At 59.4% G+C, this 22,141-nt stretch carries 22 protein-coding genes; 9 read left to right on the top strand and 13 right to left on the bottom strand.

The annotated features are described in order from the left end of the window. Positions 1-38 precede the first annotated feature (38 nt). Positions 39-992: a LysR family transcriptional regulator gene (locus tag RBB47_RS25430; protein WP_305988713.1), complete on the bottom strand. Its 954-nt coding sequence runs from the start codon at positions 990-992 to the stop codon at positions 39-41. A gap of 174 nt (positions 993-1,166) precedes the next feature. Between RBB47_RS25430 and RBB47_RS25425 the strand changes: the two genes are divergently transcribed. The 7 genes from RBB47_RS25425 to RBB47_RS25395 all read left to right on the top strand — a co-directional run bounded on the left by RBB47_RS25425 (position 1,167) and on the right by RBB47_RS25395 (position 8,029). Beyond that, complete coding sequence (locus RBB47_RS25425; RefSeq protein ID WP_305988712.1) at positions 1,167-2,150, top strand: tripartite tricarboxylate transporter substrate binding protein; 984 nt, start codon at positions 1,167-1,169, stop codon at positions 2,148-2,150. Positions 2,151-2,249: 99 nt separating this feature from the next. Further along, a complete protein-coding gene (locus tag RBB47_RS25420; RefSeq protein WP_305988711.1) occupies positions 2,250-2,726 on the top strand; it encodes a tripartite tricarboxylate transporter TctB family protein in 477 nt (158 codons plus the stop codon). A gap of 4 nt (positions 2,727-2,730) precedes the next feature. Next, on the top strand, positions 2,731-4,410 hold the full coding sequence (locus RBB47_RS25415) for a tripartite tricarboxylate transporter permease (RefSeq protein WP_305988710.1): 1,680 nt from the start codon (positions 2,731-2,733) through the stop codon (positions 4,408-4,410). A 20-nt stretch (positions 4,411-4,430) separates the two neighbouring features. After that, the gene (locus RBB47_RS25410) at positions 4,431-5,216 is read left to right on the top strand and encodes an SDR family oxidoreductase (RefSeq protein WP_305988709.1); all 786 of its coding nucleotides are present in this window, start codon (positions 4,431-4,433) and stop codon (positions 5,214-5,216) included. Between the two features lie 17 nt (positions 5,217-5,233). Further along, positions 5,234-6,976 carry a thiamine pyrophosphate-binding protein gene (locus RBB47_RS25405; RefSeq protein WP_305988708.1) on the top strand — a complete coding sequence of 581 codons (1,743 nt, stop codon included), beginning with the start codon at positions 5,234-5,236 and terminating at the stop codon, positions 6,974-6,976. A 25-nt stretch (positions 6,977-7,001) separates the two neighbouring features. After that, positions 7,002-7,349 carry an NIPSNAP family protein gene (locus RBB47_RS25400; RefSeq protein WP_305988707.1) on the top strand — a complete coding sequence of 116 codons (348 nt, stop codon included), beginning with the start codon at positions 7,002-7,004 and terminating at the stop codon, positions 7,347-7,349. Between the two features lie 50 nt (positions 7,350-7,399). Then, complete coding sequence (locus tag RBB47_RS25395; RefSeq protein WP_305988706.1) at positions 7,400-8,029, top strand: glutathione S-transferase family protein; 630 nt, start codon at positions 7,400-7,402, stop codon at positions 8,027-8,029. A gap of 23 nt (positions 8,030-8,052) precedes the next feature. Here the strand turns inward: RBB47_RS25395 and RBB47_RS25390 are convergent, their stop codons facing one another. Continuing rightward, positions 8,053-9,474 carry a hypothetical protein gene (locus RBB47_RS25390; protein ID WP_305988705.1) on the bottom strand — a complete coding sequence of 474 codons (1,422 nt, stop codon included), beginning with the start codon at positions 9,472-9,474 and terminating at the stop codon, positions 8,053-8,055. Positions 9,475-9,541: 67 nt separating this feature from the next. On the opposite strand from RBB47_RS25390, the gene RBB47_RS25385 reads away from it, so the two are divergent. Next, positions 9,542-10,168, top strand: a complete 627-nt coding sequence (locus RBB47_RS25385; protein ID WP_305988704.1) for a cupin domain-containing protein — start codon at positions 9,542-9,544, stop codon at positions 10,166-10,168. 56 nt (positions 10,169-10,224) lie between these two features. Here the strand turns inward: RBB47_RS25385 and RBB47_RS25380 are convergent, their stop codons facing one another. From RBB47_RS25380 to RBB47_RS25330, 11 genes are all read right to left on the bottom strand, one after another. Next, a complete protein-coding gene (locus tag RBB47_RS25380; protein WP_305988703.1) occupies positions 10,225-10,719 on the bottom strand; it encodes a heme-binding protein in 495 nt (164 codons plus the stop codon). Between the two features lie 18 nt (positions 10,720-10,737). Beyond that, complete coding sequence (locus tag RBB47_RS25375; protein WP_305988702.1) at positions 10,738-12,060, bottom strand: TRAP transporter large permease; 1,323 nt, start codon at positions 12,058-12,060, stop codon at positions 10,738-10,740. Further along, on the bottom strand, positions 12,057-12,713 hold the full coding sequence (locus RBB47_RS25370; protein ID WP_305988701.1) for a TRAP transporter small permease: 657 nt from the start codon (positions 12,711-12,713) through the stop codon (positions 12,057-12,059). The genes RBB47_RS25375 and RBB47_RS25370 overlap by 4 nt, the downstream gene beginning before the upstream one ends. A 71-nt stretch (positions 12,714-12,784) precedes the next feature. Next, positions 12,785-13,825 (bottom strand): C4-dicarboxylate ABC transporter substrate-binding protein, encoded by a 1,041-nt coding sequence (locus RBB47_RS25365; protein ID WP_305988700.1) that lies wholly within the window; start codon positions 13,823-13,825, stop codon positions 12,785-12,787. 270 nt (positions 13,826-14,095) lie between these two features. Further along, complete coding sequence (locus RBB47_RS25360; RefSeq protein WP_305988699.1) at positions 14,096-14,665, bottom strand: hypothetical protein; 570 nt, start codon at positions 14,663-14,665, stop codon at positions 14,096-14,098. Positions 14,666-14,767: 102 nt separating this feature from the next. Then, a complete protein-coding gene (locus tag RBB47_RS25355) occupies positions 14,768-15,175 on the bottom strand; it encodes a hypothetical protein (RefSeq protein WP_305988698.1) in 408 nt (135 codons plus the stop codon). 23 nt (positions 15,176-15,198) lie between these two features. Next, positions 15,199-16,860, bottom strand: a complete 1,662-nt coding sequence (locus tag RBB47_RS25350) for a hypothetical protein (protein ID WP_305988697.1) — start codon at positions 16,858-16,860, stop codon at positions 15,199-15,201. A 4-nt stretch (positions 16,861-16,864) separates the two neighbouring features. Beyond that, complete coding sequence (locus tag RBB47_RS25345) at positions 16,865-17,473, bottom strand: LemA family protein (protein WP_305988696.1); 609 nt, start codon at positions 17,471-17,473, stop codon at positions 16,865-16,867. A gap of 7 nt (positions 17,474-17,480) precedes the next feature. Next, positions 17,481-18,419 (bottom strand): hypothetical protein, encoded by a 939-nt coding sequence (locus tag RBB47_RS25340; RefSeq protein ID WP_305988695.1) that lies wholly within the window; start codon positions 18,417-18,419, stop codon positions 17,481-17,483. Next, positions 18,416-19,792: a VWA domain-containing protein gene (locus RBB47_RS25335; RefSeq protein WP_305988694.1), complete on the bottom strand. Its 1,377-nt coding sequence runs from the start codon at positions 19,790-19,792 to the stop codon at positions 18,416-18,418. The genes RBB47_RS25340 and RBB47_RS25335 overlap by 4 nt, the downstream gene beginning before the upstream one ends. A 175-nt stretch (positions 19,793-19,967) precedes the next feature. Beyond that, positions 19,968-21,626: an alpha/beta hydrolase gene (locus RBB47_RS25330; protein ID WP_305988693.1), complete on the bottom strand. Its 1,659-nt coding sequence runs from the start codon at positions 21,624-21,626 to the stop codon at positions 19,968-19,970. A 171-nt stretch (positions 21,627-21,797) separates the two neighbouring features. Between RBB47_RS25330 and RBB47_RS25325 the strand changes: the two genes are divergently transcribed. Further along, a complete protein-coding gene (locus RBB47_RS25325) occupies positions 21,798-22,070 on the top strand; it encodes a response regulator transcription factor (RefSeq protein WP_305988692.1) in 273 nt (90 codons plus the stop codon). The last annotated feature ends 71 nt before the right edge of the window (positions 22,071-22,141 follow it).

The following is a 22,141-nucleotide window of genomic DNA, read 5'->3' as shown; positions in this document are numbered from 1 at the left end:
GAAGACAAGACGAATAGTTTGAATTTCAGCTTCTCAAGCTAACGCACGACCGTGAGACGCGGTTGCAGGCGCTGATCGGGTGAGTTTTCGTCGAGTGGGCGATGCACCTTGAAATGGTCCTTGAGGAAGCTCACGAACGCCCTGAGGCTCGGTGCCATGCCCCGATGCGGATGAAAGACAGCATTGAACTGGACCGACGGTCCGTGCCAGCTCGGCAGAACTGGCGTCAGCTCACCGTTTGCAACCTGTTCCCTGGCAAGCCAGGCCGGCAGCAACGCGACACCCATACCTGCCCTTGCCAAACTCAGCACGGCCTCATGATCCCGGACGCCGACGCGCGGTAGCACGTTGATGACAGAGACGTCGCCCTTGCGCGTGAGTTCAACCTGCAGCGGACCGAAACCCGTTCGGCTTGCAACAAAGGCGTGGCTTTCCAGATCGGCGGGCTGCTCGATCGCCTCTGATCTGGTCAGATAGTCCGGTGCGGCAAAAAGATACTGCCGGCTTTCGCCGAGCGGTATCGCGCACAGCGTATCGTCCTCGATCGCCCCCTTGCGAACGGCGACATCACAGCGCTCTTCGATCAGGTCAACCTTGCGGTTGCTGAAGGAAACGTTGAGCCGGATATTGGGGTATTCTTCCAGAAACTTCGGCAGCAGCGGCAAGATGAAGGAGCGCCCAAGCGTTTCGGGCAGGCTCACGTTCAACAAACCGCTCGGTGACGAGTTCATGGCCATCATCGCGGCATCCGCCGCCCGGCCTTCGGCGACAAGCCTGGCGCAATACTCGTAATAGACCCGGCCGCTCTCCGTCAGACCGATCTTGCGCGTGGTGCGGTGGATGAGTTTCAGGTCGAGCCGGTCTTCCAGCGCGGAGATGCGCCGGCTGACATTCGATTTCGACATATTCAGGACATCTGCGGCCGGAGTGAAGCCGTTCTGTTCCACGACGGCGGCAAAAACCGCCATATCCGTGAGCAAATCAGGATCCATATTATCCCATCCATGCAACAAAGTGTTTTTGCTTTCTATATTGTTTCCCTCAAAAACACAATTATGCTGCAAAAGATAAGAGATCTGCCTTAATATGGTCTTTTGTGCCCTTTGCGAGAAAAAATCGATAATACGTCGACACGCATCGGAACCTGACATTCTGGGAGGAAGTCAATGAAAAGGAAGTCCATCTCCAAACTCCTCGGCGGGGTCGCCCTGGCTGCGGCGACCGTGGTCGGCGGCGTGACATCGGCGTCTGCTGTCGAACTGCCCTGCAGCACGGCCAAGCTTGTCGTTCCCTGGGGTGCCGGTGGAGGAACAAGCGTCATTTTCGGTATCTTCGAAAAGGCAATCGATGGCTCTGATGCTCCGGTCAAGGTCAAGGTCGTGACCGTTCCGGGTCAGGGCGGTGCCAAGGGTGCGAAGGAGGCGCATGCCGCCAAGCCGGACGGCTGCACCCTGTTTGCGATCCACCAGCATCTCGTCGTCAACTATATCAACGGCGTCACCGAATTCAGCTGGGACGGCTTCGAGCCGGTCGCCATGCTCACCGACACTCCGGAAATCATCGGAGCGGGCGGACACGTCCCTTACGAAGACCTTGAGGGCATGCTCGATGCCGCCAAGGAAAACCCCGGCGGCATTCCGACCGGCGTCTCCATGGGCGCGACCAGTCATTTCCTCTGGATCATGCTCGGCGCCAAAACCGGAACCGACTATGCCTATGTGCCGTTCCAGGGTGGAACCGCAGGCCGCATCACCGGCCTTCTCAACGGCTCCATCGATCTCGGCGGCATCAACATGGCGGCAGCACGCACCCAGCGCGGAGATGGCAAACTCAAAGCCTTTGCGATCGCGGCTGACGAGCGCAACGACCTCATTCCGGATGTTCCGACGCTCAAGGAGAAGGGTGTCGACATGACCTATTCCCTGACCCGCGGCGTCATGCTGCCGAAGGGAACGCCTCAGGAAATCGTCGACTACTGGGCCGAGGTCTTCAAGGCACCGACCGAGGATCAGGAGTTCATCGACGCCCAGGCGGCCAAGGGGACAGCCGTGGTCTATCTCGGCCCGGAGGAATATGCCGAGTGGTGGAAAGGCACCGAGAAGGAATTCCTGGATGCGGCCAAGTCGCTGAAAGTCGGACGCTTCCAGTAACTCCGACCGCGTTCCGAGCAGCCTGAAAAGGCCGCACCAAACAGCTTGTCCGATCACGCCCTTCCCGGGGCGTGATCTTCAATTCCTGGAATTCAGCATATGTCGCTCAATCGAGATGCCTTCGTTGCGGTATTCTTTCTGCTGCTCTGCGCCGTGATGTTTGCAGCGTCGCTTGAGTTGCCACCGGCCATGTTTGGCCAGATGTCGCCGGCGCTCTGGCCACGCATCATCATCGTGCCGCTGGCGCTCTTGTCCGCGCTGCTGTTGTTCCAGTCCCAGCGTGCTCCGCAAAAAACGGAGAAGGTTACGGTTTCCGACTGGCTTCAGCACAACAAGAACCCGTTCATATGTTTCGCGCTGTTCTTTCTGTTTCTGATCACGATGCCCTATGCCGGCATGCTTCTGGGCGGCCTTGCCTATGTTTTCCTCACGCTTTGCGTGCTGGGTGGCTGGAAACCGCGCCAATTGGCGTTGCACGCCGCCATCGCCGCTTTCTTCGTGATCGGCATGTGGGCGATCTTCACCCAGATGCTCGGCGTCCTGCTGCCTGAAGGCGAAATCCTGAGAGTTTATTGATAACATGGGATTATTTGAAAACCTGACGCTGGCAGCGCCCGAGCTATTCACCATCAAGACGATGATCCTGATGATGGTCGGCACCATGGCCGGCCTGATCGCAGGTGCCATTCCTGGTTTCACCATCGCAATGGCAGTTGTTCTTGTGCTGCCGTTCACCTTTTCCATGACAGCGGTCGAGGGACTGGCGACCATGATCGCGGTCTATGTCGGCGGTCTTTCCGGCGGCCTGATGTCTGGTATCCTCACAGGAATCCCCGGGACGCCGTCTTCGGTCGCAACAACATTTGACGGGTACCCGATGGCCCGCGGCGGACGCCCGGGTCTGGCGCTCGGCATCGGTGTCTGGGCATCGTTTTTCGGTGGCGTTATCGCCTCCATCGTCCTGATGATCGTCGCCCCGCAATTGGCTCTCATCGGCCTTGAGTTCCAGCCGGTCGACTATTTCTCGCTGATCCTGTTCGCGCTCACGGTTACGGCCAGCATGGCCGGTGATCAGATCCTGAAAGGCCTGATGGCAGCCCTGCTCGGCCTGCTGATTGCCACGATCGGCAGCGACGTGGTGTTCGGCCAGCCGCGTTTTACCTTCGGGTTCGATCCGGTCACGCAGGGCTTTGCGTTCCTGCCGGTGCTGGTTGGTCTCTTCGCCTTCAGCCGTCTTTTGGGCGACGTGCGGACATCCGAAAAAGCGCATCAGCGGCTCGGCGGAAACGAGGCGCACGCGGTTCATATCGATTACCTGGGAGCCGCCCGTCAGGTGCTCAGCCGCTGGGGCAACATCATCCGCTCGTCGCTGATTGGTGTCTTTGTCGGCGTTCTTCCGGCGGCGGGCAGCACGATTTCCAACATCCTGGCCTACGACCAGGCCAAGAAGACCAGCAAGGAATCGGACGAATTCGGCAAGGGTGCCGTCGACGGCATTATCGCGCCGGAATCCGCCAACAATGCAACAGCCGGCGGTGCGTTGATCGTCATGATGGCACTTGGCCTTCCCGGTGACATCATGACGGCGATCATGCTCGGCGCGCTGCTGATCCATGACGTCATTCCGAGCCCGAGTTTCATCTCCGACGAGCCGCAGATTGCCTATTCGATCTTCCTGGCGTTCTTCGTTGCAAATTTCATGATGCTCGCGCTGCAATCCTTCACTCTGCGCGGCTTCGTGCTCGTCACCAAGGTGAAGATGTACATGCTCGCAGCTGTGATCCTGTTTTACTGCTCCGTCGGCATTTTCGCGCTCAACAACGTCACCTACGATATGTGGACGCTGTTCGTCTTCGGCATCATCGGCTTTGTCCTGCGCTCACTCGGCTTTCCGATCGTGCCCATGGTGCTGGGCGTGGTTCTGGGTGGCATTGCCGAGGCTCGCCTCAGCCAGGTGGTTGCCCGCTCGGATGATATCTGGGTGTTCATCAGCCGGCCCTGGTCGCTGTTCTTTCTGCTGCTCGGCTGTTTCTCCCTGGTCTTCCCATACTACCAGAAGCATATCGGCAAGGCTGCGTGGACCCGGTTCTTCATTCCAGCGCTTCTGATCGTACAAGCTGTCCCGGTCTTCATGATGCCGGGCATCGTGCGCCCGGTCGTCGCCATCGCCATGGCCGTCACCGGCATTGTAATGCTGCTCTATCGCCTCAAATACGGTTTCAAACCGGCCACTGGCGAACAGACACAACCTTCTGAATAAACCTTTGTGGAGTTTCTCTTATGGATTTGGGTATTCGCGGAAAGACCGCATTGGTTCTTGGCGCCTCCCAGGGGCTTGGAAAAGCCATCGCTGAAAAGCTGGCCGAAGAAGGCGCAAACCTCTTTCTGGTCGCCCGCAGCGAAGACAAGCTTGCGGGCCTGTCAGCCAACCTCTCAAGCACCTTCGGCGTCACGGTTACACCGGTTGCCCTTGACCTTTCGGGTGCGGCAGCTGTCGAGGTGTTCTGCGATCGCGTACGCAACGAGATCAAGCCCGATATCCTTCTGAACAACGCCGGCGGCCCACCGCCCTCGCCCTCGCTCGGCGTGACGGCCGAGGTCTGGCATCGCTCTGCCCAGACACTACTGTTCAGCCTGTTCCGGATCACTGAGGCCACCGTCGAGGTCATGAAGGCGCGCAAATGGGGCCGGATCCTTGCGATCGGATCGTCAGGTGTCGTGCAACCGATTCCGAACCTTGCCGTCTCCAATACGATCCGGGGCGCCATGGCGGGTTTCTGCAAAACGCTGTCGAACGAGGTTGCCGGTGACGGCATCACCGTCAACATGATCCTGCCGGGCAAGATCGATACCGACCGCGTCGGACAGCTCGATACCGCAAGAGCACAGCGCGAAGGCAAGACGCTGGAACAGGTTCGGACCGAAATTGCCGCCTCCCTGCCTGCCAAGCGCTACGGCCGGCCCGAGGAATTCGCCAGTGTCGCGGTCTTCATGCTGAGCGAGCCTGCAGGCTACGTGACCGGTCAGATGACCCGTGTCGACGGCGGCATGATCAAGAGTATCTGAGGCAGGGGAACCGGGAAATGTCCAGCGTTCTGGAACTGCAAACACCACCGGCACCCGCAAGCGACACGCTTCGCAGTGGTGGCCGCATTCTTGCCGATCAGCTTCACCTGCTCGGCGCCGACACCGTCTATTGCGTTCCGGGCGAAAGCTTCCTCGGCCTGCTGGAGGGGCTCTACGCACATCAGGACGACATCAAGGTGGTGACGTGCCGCCACGAATCCGGTGCCTCCAACATGGCCGATGCCTATGGCAAGTTGACGGGCAAACCTGGTATTTGCGCGGTGACGCGCGGACCAGGGGCGACCAATGCCTCCAATGGCGTCCATACGGCCTTTCAGGATTCCACCCCGATGATTGTGCTGATCGGACAGGTCGGGCGCACCATGATGGATCGTGAGGCGTTCCAGGAAATGGACTACCGGCGCATGTTCGGCGAAATGGCAAAATGGGTTGCCCAGATCGAGGATCCCCGCCGCATTCCCGAATATCTGGCCCGCGCCTGGAAGACGGCGATGTCCGGTAGACCGGGTCCGGTGGTTCTGGCCTTGCCTGAAGACATGCTCACCGAAATGGCCGATTGCGAGGATCTGCGACCGACGTCGATCGCCAGGTCTGCGCCCTTGCCCGAAGACGTTTCTTCGCTCGAGGACATGATCGCGAAGGCCGAAAAACCGCTGCTTGTGGTCGGCGGGCCATCGTGGAGCGCGGAGTGCCGCGAAAAGGCGATGGCCTTTTCCGAGCGCACTGGTATCCCGGTCGCGGCTTCCTTCCGCTGTCAGGACTATGTCGACAACGGCCACGACAACTATGTCGGCGTGATCGGCATTGCACCGCTGCCGAAGTTGCGCAAGCGTATGCTGGAGGAGGTTGATCTCCTCATCGCCGTCGGACCGCGCTTTGGCGAGATGACGACGCAGGGCTATTCCCTTTTGGGTATCCCACACCCGCGCATGACATTTGTGCACGTGCATCCGGGCCCGGAAGAACTCGGTCAGGTCTACCAGCCTGACCTTTCCATCGTCTCCGATCCGGAAGCTTTCTTCGATTCGGTGCTTGGTATCGGCAGCGCTGGTGGGACTGACGGCAATGATCGTTTTGGAGCTTGGCGAGACGAACAGCGGGCCGACTACGAAGCGTTTCTCAAACCGACGGTCGTTCCAGGCAAGGTCAACATGGGCGAGGTCATCCGCACCCTGACCAATGAAATGCCGGCCGATACGGTCATCACGAATGGTGCTGGCAACTACACCGTCTGGGTCCACCGTTTTCACGAACACCGGCACTTTCGCACCCAATTGGCACCGACCAGCGGCTCTATGGGCTACAGCGTCCCGGCCGCAATTGCTGCCAAGCTGCACAATCCGGCACGAGAGGTCGTCAGCATTTCGGGTGATGGCTGTTTCCTGATGACGGGTCAGGAGCTTGCGACGGCGCGCCAGCACGGTGCCGATGTCATCTATATCATCGTCAACAACGGCATGTATGGCACCATCCGCATGCACCAGGAGCGCCATCATCCTGCCCATGTCATCGCGACCGATCTGATCAATCCCGATTTCGTGGCCTTTGCAGCTGCCTTCGGGATATCGGGTGAACGGGTAGAGACGACAGATGCCTTTCCCGAAGCCCTGGAACGGGCCCGCAAGGCCAAGGGCGGCTACATGATCGAAATCGTGGTCGACCCGGAAGCGCTGACCCCGACACAATCCCTTTCGGCGGCACGCCAGCAGGGCGAAAAAGCCCTTGGTTCAAACGCCTGACAACTTCCTGAAAGCGAGCAGACAAATGATTGTTGAACAACGAATTTATTCCCTCCAGATCGGTGCGGTGCCGGAGTACCTGAAGCTTTATGAGAACGAGGGCCTGGAAATCCAGCGTCCGATCCTGGGGCGCATGGTCGGGTATTTTTCGACCGAAATCGGTCCCCTGCACCAGATCGTGCATATGTGGGCCTACAAGAGCATGGATGAGCGCACCGAACGCCGCGCCCGGCTCGGCGCAGATCCTCGCTGGAAGGCTTACGTGCAGAAAACACGCCCGCTTCAGATCAGCCAGGAAAACCGGATCCTGATCCCGGCACCGTTCAGCCCCTGGGCAACCGACGATCCGTCCCTCGACATGGCGGCGACGTGACGTCGAGACAAACGCACTAGAACCAGCTGAGAGCTTTCGGAGCAAATCCCATGATTGATCTTTTCACCTGGACCACGCCGAACGGGCGCAAGGTGTCCATCCTTCTCGAAGAACTCGGCGTTGACTACACCGCTCACCTGATCAACATCGGGCAGGGTGACCAGAAAACGCCGGAATTCCTGGAAATCGGCCCGAATAACAAGATCCCCGCGATCGTTGACCGCGACACCGGCCTGAAGCTGATGGAATCCGGTGCCATCATGATCCATCTCGCTGACAAGCACGGCCAGTTTCTCGCCCCGGACGGCGAGCAGCGCACACGCACCATCGAGTGGCTGATGTGGCAGATGGGCGGGCTCGGTCCGATGCTCGGTCAGGCCCACCACTACCTGCATTTCAATCCGGGCAAGGCCGAATATGCGGAAGAGCGGTTTTCAGCGGAAGTGAAGCGGCTCTACGGAGTCTTGGAAAAACGCCTTGAAGGCCGTGACTTCATTGTCGATGACTACTCGATCGCCGACATGGCCTGCTGGCCCTGGATCTCACGTTACGAGTGGCAGGGGATCGATCTCAACGACTATCCGAACGTTCGCGCCTGGTATCAGCGTCTCGCCGCGCGTCCGGCTGTGCAAAAGGGCTACCATGTCCCGAAACAGGTGGGCGAGATTCCGGCCGGCTGAAGATTGTTGTCCCGGATAGGCGCTCACGCCAGCACTGCGAAGAAAACGCAGAAAGCGGCGTAGCACAGCAGTGCATAGCGCCCGTTCCAGCGCCACGTGAGCGTTGTCGGCGGTATGCCGCTGACACCGGATATCAGCAGCGTCGCCGTTGCATTCGGCGACGCTGTCATGCTGAGAGCCCAGCCGGCACCGAGCGCAAAGGCAATCATGGTCTGCGAGGCCGCCACGAACTCCAGTTCCAGAATGACCGAAGCCAGGAACACGACGACCATGATCGGGCTGAGCGCAAGCTGGCCGCCGAGGGTGATCAGGATCGGCAGAGCTGCCAGAAACAGCCATGCCGGCATGCCGTCAAGGTTCATGGACGCGGCGATCTGGTCGACCGGTGCCAGGGCCGCCGCCATGATGCCGATGAAACCGGATGCCCCCAACGAAAAGGCGCTTTTTGCGAGCCCCGGCGCAGACTGTGTCAGCAAGACCGCAAGCTGGCTCTGCGCCGTGCTCAATCGCTCGCCCGGACCGCTGCCTGCAGGCGTCAAAACAAGGGTCCAGCCGATAAAGACGATCGGCGCCATCAGCATCATTGCAGTTGCCGTGCTCAAGTCGCTGAGCATTACGATTGCGACGGTCGGACCGATCAGGAACAGGCAGACAGCCATGAGACGCCGGAAGGCGAGCCCGGGAAAAGGGCCTGCAGAGATCTGGCCACCCGGCGGCAAAGCGCGCCAGGCGAACCTGTCCTCGACGCGCCCGATCAGGATCATGACGAGGCTCGCGACAAGTCCGAGCATAATCACCGTTGCCGGGTCGGCCTCTGGCATCTCGGACAGGATCACCGCCTGCGTGAGAGCTGTCGGCGTCCAGATGATAACCCAGCAAAATCCGCGTATCAGTGCGGACAATTGGCGCTGTTCGAGCTGTCTCGCTCTTCGTTCGCCCTCCTCGCCCGGCGGCACACCGGCTCTTGCCCCGCGCTGCACCAGCGGAGCCAGCAGGCTGATGGCACCGAAATTGAGCAAAACACCGAACAAATGCCCGCCGAAAGCCGTTGCATAGTAGCGCCGCCTTTCGGGTTGGCTGGTCAGGTAGCGGCCGATTTCAAGGACGGAAGGCGAGCGTTCGGCCGCTTCCTTCAAGAGGGTCACGAGGTAGATGAACGCAGCGAAAAAGGCGGCCCTTTCAAGAGCACCGAATATGGTTTCGCCCGGCAATCCGACAAGAAACGCGAGCACGACCAAGAGAACACAGATGCCCGCAAGGCACCATTCCCGCAGACTGGCAATAGAGGAACTGACAAGGATGATGCCGCAAAACGCAAATGAGCTGACGACCCCGGCGATCGCCAGGCCGAAATAAAGATAAAGTAGCTCCGCAAGTGAGAGCAGAACCAGAACAGCCGCAATGGCGCTTTTTGAGGGATTTCGGATCAGTTGCAACACCGGCACGCGTTCATGTTCCTACTCAATCCGCGAAGATTCAAACTGCAATTCAATACAAGGGCCTCATAATCAAATGTCCCAGCTTCCCCATCGGCTGACCCTGTCCAGGATAACGGCAGACGAGACCGGGCCGGTCAATCTATCTCCTTTGCCACGTGCTTTCTGGACTGAGCGTGGCGCGGTGAACATCAACGGCAAAAACCTGACCGCAGAACACGGGCTGCACACGTCCGGCCCGGTCACTATCGATTTTGTCGGCGGTGATGACACCATCCTCATTTGCTTCGAAGTCGCTCCGGCCGACCGGGCACTGCACGGCACGCCCCTGCTCAACGAAACGGTCTCCTTCGACCCGGCGCATTCGCTGCTTCGGCTCGACACGGTTACCTTCCCGCCGGGGGCGCAGGCCTATCGGCATACGCATGCCGGCTCCGGCATCCGTTACCTCTTCAAGGGCACGCTCGACATCCACACGGATCAAGGCGTCTCGCCGATGACACCGGGCAGTGCATGGTTCGAACCCCTGAATACGCCGGTAACCGCATACGCCGCCAAGGATCGGGTGTCCGCATTCGTCAGATGCATGGTGATCCCCAAGGACTATGAAGGAACCTCCACGTTCAAGCTGTGCGATCCTGAAGATGCCGAAAAGCCGCGGTTGCAAGTCACGCACCGGATTTTCGATGCTCCCTTCGTCTAGGGTACAGGCTCTAGAATGCTGCCGATTTGGCTTGGATCCTTTGATCGGAAAAAGCCCTACCCCTGACCCGGCGTATCGGAGAGGCTCGAACTGCGCCAGGCCTCATCCGGTTCGGATGGCTCGGAGCGCAGGCCGGCAGCCGCAGCACCACGGATCGCGCAGTATTCGTCCTTTTCCGACGTATCTCCGCTGATGCCGACGGCACCTATGGTCGCCCCGGTCTCGTCTTCCAGGAGGACACCCCCAGGCACCGGCACGAACCTGCCCTCGGAGGCGGCGGCAAGCGCGTTCTGGAAAACCGGCCGGCTTGCCAGCCGGTCCCGGATCAGACGGCTGGAGATTCCCATGCCGAGCGCCCCCCAAGCCTTGCCCAGAGCAACGTCGAACCGCATGATCCCCGACCCGTCCTCGCTCTTGACGGCAACGATCTGACCGCCTGCGTTCAGCACGACGATCGTAAGCGGCAACATGTCTTCCGCGCGTCCCGCGTCAAGCGCACCGTCGACGATTTTTTCGGCCAGGTTCAGTGGCAATGTGGTTTTCAAGCGCATGGCGTTTTCCCGCTAATGTCAGTTTCGCATGAGATCCGGCAACCAGGTCACGATCTCCGGAAAGGCAAGCAGCACGGCGATCGTGATCACGTCGGCGATGAAAAAGAGGGTGACGCCCCGGAAGATCTGCCCCAACGATATGTCTGGCCGCACGCCGTTGACGACAAAGCAATTCAGTCCGATCGGGGGCGTGATCAGGCAGACCTCGGCCATCTTGACCACGATGATGCCGAACCAGATGGAATCGAACCCTAGGGCGATCACCGCAGGGTAGACCACCGGAAGGGTCAAGAGCAGCATGCCGATCGCGTCCATGAACATGCCCAGGATGGCGTAGGCAATCAGAATGCCGATCATGATGATGATAGGATCTGCCGGTATTGACAGGATCCAGTTGGTAAACGCCTCGGGCAGGCCGGAAAAGCCCAGGAAACGAACGAAGATCAGCACGCCCCAGATCAGCGAGAAGATCATCGCTGTCAGCTTGGCCGATTCCATCAGCGCATCCTTGATTGTCGCGAACCCTGTGCCGCGGAAGAGCGCCAGCACGAACACCACTGCCGCTCCGAGGGCCCCCGCTTCCGTCGGCGTTGCCCAACCGCCGTAAATGGCAGTGATGATGATGAAAACGACCAGCACGATCGGAGAAATGCCGGGCAGGGTTGCCATTTTCTCGCGCAATGTGAACCCACCCACGGACGGCGCGTTCTCCGGCTTCCGGATCGCCCAGACGATGATAATGCCAGCATAGATCAGCGCGGAAACGAGACCGGGCAGGAACCCGGCCAGGAGCAGACGCCCGACCGATTCCTCTACGATGATGGCGTAGATAACCAGAATGGCCGACGGCGGAATGAGTGTCGCCAGCGTCCCGCCTGCGGCAACGACCCCTGCCGCAAGCCGCTTGTCATAACCGTGGCTGAGCATTTCGGGGATGGCAACGCGTGCAAAGACGGCCGAAGTCGCAGTCGACGCGCCGGAAACGGCGGCAAATCCGGCGGTCGCAAACACAGTTGCGACCGCAAGGCCGCCCGGCACCCAGCCGACCCATTTTCGCGCCGCCTCGAACAATTGCCGCGTCATGCCAGCATGAAAGGCCAGGAACCCGATGAAGATGAACAGTGGCAAGATGCTGAGCGCATATGTGGAAGACTTTGAATGCGGGATCGTTCCGATGATGCCGGCAGCGGGCCCCCATCCGAGCAGCTCGACCAGCCCGAGCAAACCGGCGATGGCAGCCGCGAAGACGACCCTGACCCCAAGAAAGACAAGGCCCATGAGCACACAGAGGCCGATAATGCCGACCAAAAGCGGGTTTTCAAATCCGATACCCAGGATCATCGGTTCTGCCCCTCGCGCTCGCCAGGCGCTTCCGCCGTGCCGTGACCGAACGCTCCCTCAATTTCTTCGTGGGCGACTTCGACGACATCCTTGGAGGTGATGGCGCCTTCCTGGTACTGGCTCGGGTTGATCAGCATATGGATCGCAGCGGCGAGCTGGATCAGCAGCCGGACAAACCAGAAGGAAAGCGCGACGGGAACCAGCAGTTTCGACGGCCAGACAGGGTATTCCGCGTCAATCGTAGTATCGCCGAGTTCATAGGCGCGCAGGAAATGATCCCATCCGTACCAGATCAGAACGCCGAGAATGAACAGGCCGCACAGGAGGCCGAAAATCTCGACCAGCCAAAGCAGGCGGCCATGAAGGTGACTAATCAGGAGCTCCATCCGGATATGGGCACCGAGGCGCTGGCAATAGGCGGCGCCCAGAAACGCCATGGTTGCCATGGAGAGCTCCACGAGATCGATATAGCCGACGACCGGCGCGTTGAAGATCGACCGCAACCCGATCTGTGCAACACCGAGAACCATCAGAACGAAGATCGCAATCCCCGCGACCATGTTGGCAATATCCTCGACAGGAGCGAGCAGGCGGCTGGCAAATCCGATGGCGCCTTCGTGCACACCATCCGGTGGCTTTGACGATAAATTCATGGAACATCCAGACAGGGGTCAGACCGGACCGGAGGCCGCGCCGCCGGTCCGGTTGCGCATATCATCGACGGTTACTTGTTGGCCTGTGCTTCTTCGGCATATTGCCAGATGGCGTCAAAAACACCCTGAGCGTCGAACTTGTCCTGGTTGGCGGCAATCCACTCCTGCCAAACCGGTTCGCCGGCAATTTCCTTGAATCTCGCCAGTTCCTCATCGGTATAGACGATCTTTTCCATGCTTTCTTCGAACGCCGGCAGGTTCTTCTTGTCCTGCTCCGCATAGGCGGCGAGTTCCGTATCCATGACAAGATCACGGTTTTCCCAGAGGAAATCCTTGTATTGCTGCGGCAGGGCGTCGAAAGCCGTCTTGTTGAACAGCCAGCCGCATTCGGAGGTTCCGGGCGTCAGGTTGCTCGTGTACCAGTCTGCTTCTTCGCTGATCTTGAACGCCACATGGGCATAGGTGAACGGAAACGCGGCTGCATCAAGCGCTCCACGCTGGAACGCGGTAGACGTTTCTCCGGCTGGCAGCGTCTGGCGGGTTGCTCCGAGCTTTTCCATCGCTGAACCCAGACCGCCACCGGCACGCACGCGAAGGCCTTCCCAACCCTCAAGCGTTTTCGGCGCATCGCCCTTGCCGAGAATTTCGTATTGCGGCAGCAATCCGGAGACGTAGGGAATGGCATTCCATTTTTCCATGTCGGCGATCAGTGCCGGGTGCTCGAACATTTTCGAACGGACATATTTGTCCACCTGCGGATCACCAAGCGGCAGGAACGGCAGGGAGAACACCATGAAGGCCGGGTTCTTGCCGGGGTGATAGAAATTGCAGAACGCGGCGCCTTCAAAAGCATTCAGTTTCAGGCCATCGAGGTTCTCGCGGGCGCCGGAAAGCTGACCGCCATAGAAGATCTTGATCTGAAACTTGCCGCCGGTTTCCTCTGCAGCCTTTTCGGCCAGCGCTTCCATGCCGGCAGAAAGGGCCCGCGGGTTGCCCCACATGGAGATTTTCCAGAAGACGGACGGGCCGTCGATATTGGCTGCAGAAGCAGTGGATCCGAAGGACATGGTCGCAGCGACCACACCCATGAGAAATGACTTGAGGTGCTTCATGTTTTTCCTCCCTTGCGCGGGAGCCGGATTCGGGCCGGCCCTGACTCGAACACGCGTTTGTGATCGACCTGAAAAGACCCTATGCATAAAGTCGATTTTTTTCAAGTTATTCGTTATTTGTCACTTTTTTCTCTTTTATCGATTATTACTAAATTTGATAGCTGTGCATGCCGGCACACACGCGTTCCCACGCGCGAACGCTTCGTCAATTGGCGATACACTTTGCAGCTCGCCGCACTGCATTCAGCCAGCGAAAGGGCTGAAACCCGTTCAATGTTCTCTGGGGTGGACATCGGCCGAGAATTGTGCGGCGAACCCGGCCGGATTGACCTTGACCCAGGCGGTTTCGAATCGTCCGTCTGTATCCCCGGAACCGGACGCTGTCTGGCCGAGTTGAAATCCGGTTCCGGCCTTCACGACACAGCCGGCTGCATTGGCAATGACTTTCAGTGCGTGTGAGCTATAGGCATTGTTGGCCTCATCGTATTTCGCGATGGCTTTGGCATCGGCCATGGAAGTCGCCCGCCTGGTTGCCGCAAAGAGGCAGGAATGGATTTCAATACCCCTGTTTTTTGTAAACAGCGCATCGCCGACCGCTTTCCAGAAACTGGTATGCGTGTGCGTGATGCCGGTCCCGATATTGATCCTGTCTTTGTTCCCATGCGCATTCAGAACGACGACCGTGTAGTGGTTTCGCGGGCCGCAGACCGCCTTCACCGCTTTTGTTATCTGAGAGATCGACTGGCTTTTGGGAATTTTCAGATGCCGCGCTGCAGGGTCCTGCTTGAAGCTCAATCCCGCGTCATAAATGTTTGCATCATGAATATACAAAGCTGTCATTTGTCTCTCCAGTCTTCGTTAATGCCGTTGCTAGCAATCAGAAAACGCGTGCCACCAAGTCATCTTTGACCGCATTACGAGTGTCTTGATCGAGTTGAGATCTCAGCGGCCCAGAATCGGGTCGAGATAGATCCCGGGAACAAAGCCGGTCATGCCGTAGTGATCGATCTGGCACCAGGCACCGCCGAGCAACTCGCGCTTTCCGTCAGGCGAAGCGTCTTCGAAAGCGAGCGGAGCAATTTCAGGCGCACAATTCAGAACCAGGATCTCGGTCGCCGATCTTGTCAGACTGCCGACGGTTGCCGCACCGCGACGACTTTCCGAGCGCACGACAAGCCGCATGCCCTCCGGCACGTTGCGCAACCGGTAAGCCGGGCCCCAAACGCCGAAGCCCGGCAGGTCGTTCACTTCAGCGGGGTCCTGATCACTCGCTGTGGCCGACGAAGTACCCAGACCGAGCATCAGGGCGCCGAGTGTCACCGTCATTATCTTCGAAAGCGAACCGGTCATCAGACTGCTCCAAGTCGACTGTCTCATCTCGCCAACCCCGCCTGTCGCGCTTCATCGAGCGCCCGCGCGCAGGCCTGGGTCGCAGACGGCGCCAGGGTTTCAACGCGGTGCTTCTTCAGAATTTGCGAGAAGGTTTCCAGATCGCCCGCAAACCCGAGGCGGATCGTAACGATCATTGCGTCGCCGAGTTCGAGGCAGGCCGCCGTGGCCTCCTGCCCGGATACCGCAACCGTGGAATTTCCAGTTCCGGCACCTTGTTGCCCCGACGGGTCGAACTCCGGAATGAAGTCGGACGGATCAATGCCGATTTCGACGCCGCCGGCAATCATCGTCGCCGGATCCTCTCCGCCGCCTCCCGGGTTGGAATTTGCAATCTCAAGCCAGGGACGCGTGTCGTTCACGATCAACCCGACAGCAACTAGTTCGGCCATCACGAGCGCACACTGGCGCGACTGTGCTGAAGCAACGCTGACAACGCCTTGGGCCGAAAGAATGGCCAGTACGGTTTCCCGGTTTGACCGCGATTGCCCGCGCAGCAAGGGGCTCACGACCGGCTGAAGGATGACGCAGGCTTGCGCAAGAAGCTCACCATTTTGAGGCGGTGAAGCTGTGCTCCCGCCCACCGAGACGCCGCCTTGCGGATTGACCGCTGGTGTTGCCGACGCGCCTGATCCGGCTTGTTGCCCGCCCGGATTTGGTCTCGGCGCGGGCACCGGTGTCGCTTGGCCCGTCCCGGCGCCAGCGCCCAGCCCGTTTTCAGCAAGCTTCCAAAGACCCTCGTCCTGCGCAATCAGGTCAAGCGCTCTGGCGCAGGCGGCCTGATCGTCCGCCGGACCGGTTCCTTTGACACCTGCGATGACATAAATGCCCCGCATATCCTGGATTTGCCGTGTCCCTGCCTGACGATTGATGATCCGGGTGATCCGCTCCAGGTCTGCACAGGCATTCGATCCGGCCCCTTGTGCCGACGGGGCTGGAGAAGGGGCCTGGGGAACTCCGCTTCCGGCATTTGCCGCACCGGACTGTTGATTTGAAGGAAGTGCCCGTGCACTCAGATCGAGGCTGATTTTCATCGAAGCGATCTGGTTTGCCCCTTCCAGGACAAGGCGCGCAGTCTGATCGCCCAGCCCGTTGAAGGTGACGGAAACGCCCATGGGCATGCCGCCCCAGCTGCCGAACCCACCCGTCCAGGGTCCCGTCCCTTGCCCGGTCAGCCGGACAGGCGCGTCCGTGACTTCGCGGGGCAGGAACAGGGTTGCCGATGTCGCGGACGACGCCTCTATCCGGACGGAACCGGTTGCGTCCACGGGTGTCGGTTGCGTGATTCCGGCCGCCGTCACGGTTCCGCTGCCACCGACCACCGCATAGGTGTAGCTGCCGCCACCCTGCGGACCATTCATAAGGCCCGGCGCCTGAACAGGACTGTTTGAGATATGGCGCATATCCGCCCAGCCATTCAGGCCGGGCAGGGTGATCACGCACATCGCGCCTTCACATTGGTTGGTGACTGTAATGCCGCAGGTTCCAACGCCGATCCCGCCGAGAACCCCAGCACTTGTGCTTGGGGCATCATAGATGCGCAGGGAACTGCCGTTCGGAGCAGACGCGATACAGGTCTCAGCCGAAGCAGACGCGCTTGATACCGAGAAAGCGAGAACCAGGAAGACGAAGAGGAGCCGGATCATCAGGTCAAGTCCTCTCGTTTTGGGAAGGCACGGCAAGTTGCAGATCGTCAACGGACGGGTCTTTTTGAATTTCCTTCATCTCGGCCTCGTCCAGCGTGAACATCTCACCCGGCTTCAAACCGTTGATGCCCGCGACGAAATTCCAAGGAATGGAAGACACCCTGGTGTTGTAGGCTTGGACATTGCCATTGTAGATACGCCGCGCAGCCGCAACTTGGTCTTCGGTCTCTTCAAGCTGTCTTTGCAAGACGACCAGGTTTTCGTTCGCCGTGATCTCCGGATTGTCTTCCGTGTAGGCAATGAATTGCCCGAGAGCCCGGGACAGACCCGCCTCCGCCTTGGCGATGTCCGCATGGCTGTTGCTCGCCATGGCCTCAAGGGCCTCGGTTCGCGCCGAAACGATCTTGTCGACGATCGCCTGCTCGTGCCCGAGGGCCGTTCTGGCTGCCTGAACAAGATTGGGAATGAGGGCATGCCGGCGCTTAAGCTGAACCGTAATGCCGGACCAGGCTTCATCGACACGGAAATGAGCTGCCATGAGGGAATTGTAGCAAAGGACATAGGTGGCAACGACAACGGCGACCAGCAAAATCAAAGTCAAAACAAAAGTCATGTCCGGACTACTCCGCGTAATGTTTGAACGAAATCGACGCCTGTGAAAATCCAGCGACAACGTCCTTCACGAATGTCTGGAGGACTGCGTCGTCCAGGCTCTGGAGATTGCGAAAACCGGCGAAATAGACGATGCCGCGATCGATGACGAGCCGCGCCGCGAACCGGTCGGCAAGATCGAGAAGTGTCGTCTGGAGTGCAGGTGTGAGAACTTGCAGGACCTCGACGGAAACCTGGTCGAGTTCAGCCGCGCCCTGCGATGTCGTCACCCGGATGTTGAAGGCATTGTTGAAGGCAACGCTCTCCGTTTTCAGGTCACGGTCCAACGGTCCGATCGCACTCACATTTTCCGGCATCAGCACCAGGCGAATGCCGGTGTCCCGGTCGAGCTTGTAGGCAGCAATCATCATCACGACATTGCCCTGTGGCCCGCCCCTTTCGGTCGTGGTGTTTTGTTTCGGGCCGCCGAAAAAAGCGGCCGAGGAGTGCGCCCCCAACCCGACCCAGATCGGCGCACCGTTTTCCGAAGTCCCCCACATCTCGCTCTCGATGACAAGCGGGATTGATCCGCCGACCCGCAACTTGAAAAACTCCGGTATCTCTTCACGGATCTTTTGCAATCGCGTGCCCGGTATCTTGGACCGGAACCGGAAGTCGAGTGCCTCTGCGGCCTTGCGCAAACGGTTGAGGCGATCCTTCGACGCACCGGTGAAGTGATTGATCGCAAACCCGCCAGCCATGCCGAGCGTTGCAAGCACGATACCGAGCGGGCGCAGGCTGTCACTGAAAACAGCCAGCAGGAAGCCGGGTATGGAAAGCGCGAAAGAGGGCAGCTCCAGTTTCTTGTAGGAGGCTGGCAGCAGCGGCTTCGTGTCGTTCCCGGCAGGCTCCTGCGCAGGTTTCACGGAAACCTCGAAGGGGTCCCAAAACAGTGTCTGTCCACTCATGGGAACACCAGGTCGATGGTCTGGTCGGAGGCTGGTGTCACCTCGACCACATTCGAGACCGGGTCACGCTTGCTGCCGTCCCAGGCTTCAGCGCGTACTGCATACTGACCTGGAAGCAGAAAAACCGGGTCGCCGCCGATGAGTCCCTTGACCCAGGCGTCCTGGTTCGTTGTCGAACTTCCCTGGTAGACACCGAACCTCACATCGAACTTTGTCAGTTCGCTGCCGTCGGCGTTGAAGGCTCTGAACAGCACTTTCGACGTAGGCGCAATTATCTCCGCCTGCACGGTCTCACCCGTCGCCACATCAAGGTCAACGCTCCCTGGAGACATCTTGTCCAGACGCGTGATGACCAGGCGCGCGCTGTAGCTGCCGCTGGGAACAACCTTCACAAGGTTTTGCGTATAGACCGAAAAAGTCTCGCCGGTGACGGTGTTCTCAATGTCCCATCGGAAATCCGTGTCGAACAGCTGCAGGTCCTGATTGGAGAGGATGGCAGCCAGATCGATTTTCCCGTCGCCAAGGACGAGATTGACCTCCGTCATTTCCGTGTCCGAAACGGTGACCGCAGCCGATGCCGAACTGCCCCTGTCCGTCCGTGCGACGATCTGATAGGAGCCCGGTTCCAGGCGCGCTGTAATTTCCGGCAACGCAATCAGATTGATTTCCTCACTGCCGTTCGCTGGCACGGCGGACCAGTAGACCCGGACACCATCAGCGTCGGTCAGGGCTGGTCCCCCGTCTTCAAGGCTCACCGAGGCCGACAGATTTTTCGACAACGAGACCGCAGGGGCCGGCTGCGGTGGAGCTGGAAGCGGCTGTGGTGCCGCCGCGACGGTCTGCTGAAGAGCCTGGGTCAGATCCGACGCATTTGAAGCGTTCAGGAAGAGCCCGCCGGTATTGTCCGCAAGACAGGATACCTGGCGGCTTTCCTCGTCGGACAGTCCGAAGCCGATCACGTGGGCGGTGAAGTCGATCCCCAGCGACTCAAGCTCCGTGGCAACGGCGCAAGGATCCGCTTCACACGTTTCGATGCCATCGGTAATGAGGATGACCGTGGCCTTGTCTTCCTGATAGCGCAACTCGCCCGCCGCACGGCGGACCGCTTCGGTCAAAGGCGTTTTGCCTTTCGGGTTCAGGGCCCTGACCGAAGCTACGAGGGCACTGGCCTGTGTAGCGGCCGGCCCCGTGGGAACAAGCGTTTCGATGTCGCTGCAATCGCCCTTGCGATTGTGGCCGTACGCAATCAGACCAACTTGCAGCGACGCAGGCAGTCTGCCGGCCACTTCGGCAAGCGTCTCGCGCGCCGTGACGATCTTCGCCTTGCCGTCGATCTGTCCCCACATGGAACCCGAACCGTCGAACACGATCATGGCCCGGCCCGGAGAAGCGTCTTGCGCCGCCACGGGTGTGGCGGCGCAAGCAATTGAAAAAAATAGACTAAATACCTTCAAAAAGTGAGCATGCATCCATAAACATCCTTGGATCGCCTAGCAATTCAAGGAAACCATGTAGCCGCTTCCAGCGACAGCTATTGATTTCAATAGGTCAATTCGAGCCAGCCGGATCGAGAAATCTGACCCAGTGTTTCCAATGGCTGAAGGGCAGACTGTGTCCGGCATTTTCGACAAGCGTAACGCGCGCGTTCAAACGTTCAGCGAACGCAAGAATGCGCTCAGGACGGATTGAGCGATTTTGCGTGCCGTGGATGAAATGGATCGGAACATTTGCGGGCTGCAGCGTTCGGTCCCAGTCCGATGCCACGAAACGGCAATCATTTATGAAACTGTCCGATCCGTTTTCGACATGGAAAAGGTGCCCCTGCCAGAAAAGGTCCAGGAGATGGGGATCCTCGCAGGCGTCGAGATCGGCTGGTGCGCCGCCGAAGACCGTTTGCGCGAAGCCGCCGGGCCCGTCCCGCTTCAGCCGCTTGTCGCCTATTTTTGCCATGTAGCTCAGCAGCGAAACCGACACGCGGGGCAGGATCGCGAACAGTTTCTGCTGCGGCGGTGCACTGGCGAAATCCTGAAAACTTCGCATCGGCGGTTGCGCTGAAACACAAAGCAGACCGGACACTTTGTCCTGCAACTCCGGCAGGCAGGTGAGCGCGAAAATGCTGCCGACGTCAAAGGCGACAACAGACACCTTGTCGACCTCGAGTTGATCGAGCATCTCCCGCAGATCATGCGCGTAGCGTTTCGGATCAAGCAGCAATATATTGTGTCCGTCACTTTGGCCGTGCCAGGGCCGCGCGGGCGACAGAAGCCGGATGCCGTTTTGCGCGAAGTGGCGGGCCGCCGCATTCGGCATGCGATTGCCGCACAAACACCCATGCAGGAACAATACGGCCTCGCCGTCCCGTGCACCCTGCTCCAGATAGTCTATCTTGCGCCCGTCCTTCAGCCGCAGCTGAAAGCGGGCAAAGTCGTGCGTGGGCTGACCACCGGCCGCCGATTGCCGGCTTGCGGATGCAGCGACGGCGCGCGCCAGGGCTGTCAGCTCATTCGTGCCCTTGGACCGGGTCTTCGTGATCATCGACTTGATCTGTTGGCGGACAGTTTCTACAGACCGGGTCCTGGCCTGCGCGGCTTCGGACGGTGAATACCCTTCGACCAGCAGCGAGAGCACGTCGGTTTCCGACGGGGTCAATGCATAGAGGCTCTGCATTGCAAGGCTGGCGCCGGGCCGCCAGACACTGTCTACACCCACCAGACGCCAGACCTTGCCGTCGGTGGCGGCATCGCCTTGCGACAATGCAAGCAGAACCTGTTTCCCGGTTTCGGTCTTCTGCATCCGCACAACCGGCCAGTCTTGCAGGCGCCCGGCAACCGCATCGCGCAACATCTGGATGGTATCGGCGTCGATGAGCAGATCTTCGAGCGAGGTTCCCGCCAGCGTCCCAAGCATCGTTTCGGCAATTTCATTTGCCGTTTTGACGGTAAGATCCGGACCGATGGTTATGACAGGCCGATCGGCGTCCCGTTCAGGTTGCTGAAGATTTGCGAGCAGTTTTTCCGCTGTCTCGAAATGAGTTTCGATGTCCCGTTTGCGCCTGAGCAACTCCCGGTGGGCTGCCGGGTTTGTGATGCTGCCTTCCGCAAGAGCAATAAGTTCGTCAAATCGGTCCTGATCGAGAATGGCGCCGTAGGCCTGTGCGATCATGTCGTCCAGCCGGGACGGCTCTTGTGTATTTCTCGTATCGTTCAAATTCCGGAACTCCGCTCTGGAGAAAAAACCAATGAACTGACTGCCGGAAACGATCTTGCCCCACTGCGCGCGCCCAGTTTCGAGCGCATACCCAAATTTGGTCATGCCGTATGGGAACCGCTCTGCTAACCAGTTTTAGGAACGTCAGCGCGGGAATCAAGGAGGCGGAACGTGTGTGTCACTGGATCGGCGGGTAAAGCTCAGGATCAATTGACGACTCGCGAAAGCCAATGCCTGAGGGAACTGGCCTCGGGAGAGCGCCCGCAGCGGATTGCGGCCATTCTCGGCATCGCACCGATCACCGTCGACTTTCACCTGCGCAACGCCAGGCGCAAGCTTGGCGCCCGCACACGTGAACACGCGGTCGCAATCGCCATCTCCCGGGGCCTCATACCTCGATACGCGTACAGCACTTCTCCGGAACGGCTGAGAGCTGAAGCGTAGCAGCCTGTTCCCGTTGTCAGTTTTCGCGCAACCAGGTGCGTTGCAACGCTCAGGCGCTTAAATTTCGCGCC

Origin of the sequence: Roseibium sp. MMSF_3544 (assembly GCF_030732845.1) — a bacterium.
Lineage (GTDB): Bacteria > Pseudomonadota > Alphaproteobacteria > Rhizobiales > Stappiaceae > Roseibium.
The sequence above is the reverse complement of the archived record's forward strand: the minus strand, read 5'-3'. Positions and strand labels throughout refer to the sequence as shown.